4 protein-coding genes and 1 rRNA gene are annotated in these 4,217 nt (G+C 71.3%); all 5 read left to right on the top strand.

The window, feature by feature from the left end:
• The first annotated feature begins 3 nt into the window (after positions 1–3).
• Positions 4–120: ribosomal RNA gene (gene rrf / locus PUR71_RS10990) — 5S ribosomal RNA — on the top strand.
• Between the two features lie 199 nt (positions 121–319).
• Positions 320–1,309: a phospholipase gene (locus tag PUR71_RS10985; protein ID WP_329926553.1), complete on the top strand. Its 990-nt coding sequence runs from the start codon at positions 320–322 to the stop codon at positions 1,307–1,309.
• Between the two features lie 143 nt (positions 1,310–1,452).
• Positions 1,453–1,779, top strand: coding sequence for a hypothetical protein (locus PUR71_RS10980; RefSeq protein ID WP_329926552.1), 327 nt, complete (start codon positions 1,453–1,455; stop codon positions 1,777–1,779).
• A gap of 76 nt (positions 1,780–1,855) precedes the next feature.
• Positions 1,856–2,494: a hypothetical protein gene (locus PUR71_RS10975; RefSeq protein ID WP_329926551.1), complete on the top strand. Its 639-nt coding sequence runs from the start codon at positions 1,856–1,858 to the stop codon at positions 2,492–2,494.
• 312 nt (positions 2,495–2,806) lie between these two features.
• A partial coding sequence (locus PUR71_RS10970) for a trypsin-like serine protease (protein WP_329926549.1) occupies positions 2,807–4,217 on the top strand: 1,411 nt, incomplete at its 3' end.

The raw sequence follows: 4,217 nt of genomic DNA, 5'->3' as shown, positions 1-4,217 counted from the left end.
TGTTTCGGTGGTCATAGCGTGAGGGAAACGCCCGGTTACATTCCGAACCCGGAAGCTAAGCCTCACAGCGCCGATGGTACTGCAGGGGGGACCCTGTGGGAGAGTAGGACGCCGCCGAACAATCATTCACGAGAAGCCCCGTCCGGTCACCGGATGGGGCTTCTCTGTTTTTCGCGCTCCGGTGCCCGCCACGGCGGCCCGCCCGGGATGCCGATCGGGATCGGGCGTGGCCGGATTTCGTTTGTCGATCGTTTGCCGTGTGTCAACATGCGGTTGGTGGGATCGAATGAACGAACACCGACAAGAAGGGGTGGGTACCTTGAGCACTCGTCTCAGGCGTGGCACCGGCCGGCGGCTGTTGTCGGCGCTGACCGCAGGGCTGTGCGGGATCCTCGGCGTCACCGCGCTCGACACGACCTCCGCGGCGGCGGCCGACACCCGTCGGGCGGTCTACGCGATCGCGCACCGCGTCGACACGTTGGACGGCGTCGACGCGGCCCTCAAGCACGGTGCCAACGGGATCGAGATCGACGTCTGTTCCTGGTGGAACCCGAACGAATGGCGGGCGTACCACGACTGTTCCTCGGCCGGTGAGAACCGGCTGGGCCCGAGCTTCGACAGCATGATCGACCGGATCGTCTCCAACGCCGGCGCGGGGCGCCGGCTGGCCCTCGTCTGGCTGGACATCAAGGACCCCGACTACTGCGGTGAGGCGCCCAACCGCACCTGCAGCGTCGCCGGCCTGCACGACAAGGCGCAGCGGCTGACGGCGGCCGGGATCCAGGTGATCTACGGCTTCTACGAGTACCACGGCGGCAACACCCCGGACGTGGGCGGCCGGGGCTGGCAGAGCCTGGCGGGGAAGCTGGGGCCGCTGGAGGGCATGACGACGACCGGGTCGCGGGACGCGGTCCAGAGCGCCTACAGCCGGTTCGGCGGCGGCATCCCGGTGGGTCGCCGGGCGATGGACTACGGCGACTCGGACATCACCAAGGGCTTCGGCAACTGCACCGAGGCCACCTGGAACACCTGCACGGAGCTGAAGAAGGGCGCGGCGGACCGTGCGGCCGGCCGGCTCGCGGCGACGCTGTCGTGGACGACGACCTACAACGACCCGTGGTACGTCGACAAGTTGCTGGGGGACGCCCGGGTGGACGGCATCATCGCCGGCTACGGCGCCTTCACCGGGGTCCGCGAGTACGAGGACAGCTGGCAGTGCGCCAACGCGATCACCATGATCCGCGACTGGGTGAACAAGCACGGCGGCAGCCACCGCATGGCCAACAGCGGTGACCGGATGTTCCACTGATGGCCAGTCATTGCATCGCAGGAGCACCGTAGCCGGGCACGCACGTCGCGACACGTTCGGATCCCTGGTGGTCGGCCTCTGCGCCGGCGCCACCGTCCTCGTCCTCACCGCCGCTCCGGTGCTGGCCTCGCCGGCCGCCGCCGGTGCGGGTCCCCGCGGACACGCTGAACGTCCCGCACGTCATGCAGGTCGTCGCCGGCCCGCCCGGGATCGCGTACGTGGGCTGGCTGTCGAGCAGTGACCCGCGCGGCTTCGCGCAGTACCTGCGGACGTTCTCGACGACGCGCGGGTGGCTGTCCGCCCCCGTGCGGGTCTCGCGGGACTGCGGGACGGGCACGGTGTGGACCGGGGACACCTTCGGCCTGTCCGCGCTGTCGCCGACCCGGCTGGCGCTGGCCTGGGGCAGCGTCGCGCCGTCGGCCTCCACGGACGAGATCTGGGCGACGACCGTCGGCGTGAGCCTGCCGTAGCGACCGGGGGAACGCAGGGTAGGGCCGGGAGGCGGGGGATTACCCACCCGCCTCCCACCTGGGAGATCATTCGTCCATGGACACCGAGATCGACACCGAGACCCTCGTACGCACCCGCCGTTCCCTGCACGCCGTGGCCGAGCTGGTCCTGGCCGGGCCGCAGTACCGCACCGACGGCACGATCCGGCTGCGGGCGAGCGCGGGCGGGTTCGCCACCTCCGTCGGGGCGGAGCTGCGGGTGGTGGGGGCGGAGCTGGTGGCGCCGGGGCAGGTGCTGTCCCTCGAATGGACCACGTGCGCGGCGCTCGGGGCGGCCCTCGGGCTGTCGGCCGGCGCCCCCGACGGGCTGTACGCGGACGGGGCGGGCCGGGCGGCAGACGACTCGATCGAGGTGGATCCGGCCGCGGCCCACCGGCTGCTGCACGGCTTCGCGCTCGGTGACGCCGCGCTGCGCGGGCTGTTCCCGGGGGCGGAACCGGTCATCTGGCCCGAGCACTTCGACATCGGCGTGACCGTCGACGACGTGAACTACGGGGTCTCGCTCGGCGACGCTTACCTCCCGGAGCCGTACGCGTACGTCGGCCCGCACACCGCGCGCGAGGGCGGCTTCTGGAACGCGCCGTTCGGTGCCGCCCGGCCGCTCGCCGCACTCGCGGGCGTCATGGGCGTGACGGCGTTCCTGGAGGAGGGGCGGCGGCTGGCCGCGGGAGCCTGACGGATCGGCGGGCGGGCGACCTGCGAGGCCCCGCAGGACAGTTGTGATACCGATCACCTCCCTTTTTCCCGGCGGTGATTTCTCGCGCCCCGATTGCCCGATATATCAGTTTCATGGCCCTGCCGATGGCGGATTGACGCGGGATCGGCGGGCGGTCCGGCCGACCGTCCGTCAGTCTCCGCCATCGGCAGGGATTCGGCCCGTTTGACGTACGCGAAATGCGCCCAGTAGCTTTCGCGAGGTTTGTTTTGACTTTGCCAGCTCGGGGGGCGTTGGCGATTCCCCGGGCGTGTCGTTTTACGGGGAGTTGTTTTGCGAATTAGCCGGATACTGATACGGCCGCTGGCGGCGGCACTGGCCGTGCCCGCGCTGGCCACTTTCTCGTCCTCGCCGGCGTCGGCGGTGGAGCCGGCCAAGCCGTCCGCGGCGGAGGACTTCTCCTACCCGGACGCCGCGAAGGTCCTGGCGGACCGGGGCATCACGCTCAAGGCGGGCGACGGGCACATCGTGCTCGCGGACTGCGCGTCGGGCCCGGGCCTGGTGGAGCTGTACAGCCGGGTGGCCACTCCGAGTCACGTCTGCTTCAAGATCACCGGGCCGACGGGGTACCTGTCGCTGGAGATCCCGCAGATCTACAACATCAAGGGCGACGACCACGCGATCAAGGCCACGCTGAACACGGCCGGCACGGTCAGCAGCATCGACGTCAACAAGAACGGCTGGACCCCGGTCGGCGAGGGCGGCACCAGCGGCTCCACCACGCTGCTGGAGCTCAACGCCACCGACGGCCCGGCGACGGCGCCCGCGGCCGGCGCCAACCCGGCGATCGGCACCGTCACCGTCGGGCAGCCCGGTCACCCGGGCTCGCGCTCCTGCACGGCGACGCTGATCGCCCCGCAGTGGGTGCTGTCGGCGGCCAGCTGCTTCACCGACAAGCCCGACGACCTGAGCACCGTCCCGGCGGGCATCCCGAAGGCCCAGACCGCGGTCACCATCGGCGGTCGTGGCTACGACGTCTCGGCGCTCGTGCCCCGCAACGACCGCGACGTCATGATGGTGCGCCTGGTCGAGCCCGCCAACGGCGTCACGCCGGTGCGGGTCGCGACGGCCGCGCCGACCGCCGGCGAGGACCTCCAGGTGCTCGGCTTCGGCCGCACCAAGACCGACTGGCTGCCGGCCCAGTCCCACAGCGTGACGCTGACGACCGGTGCCGTCGCCTCCGCCAGCGTGGACCTGACCGCCAAGACCGCGGCCGACACCGTCTGCAAGGGCGACGCCGGTGCCCCGGCGGTGCGGGCCGAGAACGGCGGCATCACGCTGGCCGCCGTCATCAGCCGTGCCTGGCAGGGCGGTTGCCTCGGTGAGTCCGAGACCCGCCAGGGTGCCACCGAGACCCGGGTCGACGACATCGCCGGGTGGATCGCGGACACCCGCGACCACCGCTCGGCGACCGCGAACGAGGTCGGGGGCAGCGGCCGGCTGCGGTTCGCCGACTTCGACGGCGACGGCAAGCCGGACTACGTCACCATCGAGGACGACGGTTCGGTCCACGCCTACCTCAACCACGGTGGCGACGGTGGCGGCGGCTGGCAGTCGCTCGGCAAGGTCGCGACCGGCGTGACCACCGACCGCAGCCGGGTCCGGCTCGCGGACTTCGACGGTGACGGCAAGGCCGACTACTGGGTGATCAACCCGGACGGCACGGTCAACGTGTGGCTCAACC

It is taken from the genome of Streptomyces sp. SP17BM10 (genome assembly GCF_036322405.1).
In the GTDB taxonomy this organism is placed as follows: domain Bacteria; phylum Actinomycetota; class Actinomycetes; order Streptomycetales; family Streptomycetaceae; genus Kitasatospora.
The sequence above is the reverse complement of the archived record's forward strand: the minus strand, read 5'-3'. Positions and strand labels throughout refer to the sequence as shown.

Coding starts and splice junctions, on each gene's coding strand:
- PUR71_RS10975 (WP_329926551.1), top strand. CDS start 1,856: ATGGACACCGAGATCGACACCGAGACCCTCGTACGCACCCGCCGTTCC.